The 354-nt window shown below is 27.7% G+C and carries 1 pseudogene; it reads left to right on the forward strand.

Annotation, left to right across the window (positions count from 1 at the left end):
• Positions 1-344, forward strand: a pseudogene (locus B6S12_RS10920) (glycosyltransferase); the annotation flags it as partial.
• Positions 345-354 lie beyond the last annotated feature (10 nt).

The following is a 354-nucleotide window of genomic DNA, read 5'->3' on the forward strand; positions in this document are numbered from 1 at the left end:
AATACGGAACTGCCAAAGCAAGAATCCAAAACCAATTATCCTATAAAATAGGACAAGCTTTAATAGCAAATTCTAAATCTTTATTAGGTTATATAAGAATGCCTTTTGTATTATCTTATATAAAAGATAAACATAAACAAGAACAAAAAATTTATCAAGAAAAAATAAAAAAAGATCCTTCTGCAAAACTACCTCCTTTAGAAGCTTACCCTGACTATAAAGAAGCCTTAAAAGAGAAAGAATGTTATGCTTATAAATTGGGAGAAGCTTTTATTAAAGCTCATAAAACTTGGTATAAGGGTGGATATGTTAAGATGTTTTTTCAGATGAAGGGAAACATTTAATATGGAAATT

It is taken from the genome of Helicobacter valdiviensis (assembly GCF_003245365.1).
Lineage (GTDB): Bacteria > Campylobacterota > Campylobacteria > Campylobacterales > Helicobacteraceae > Helicobacter_D > Helicobacter_D valdiviensis.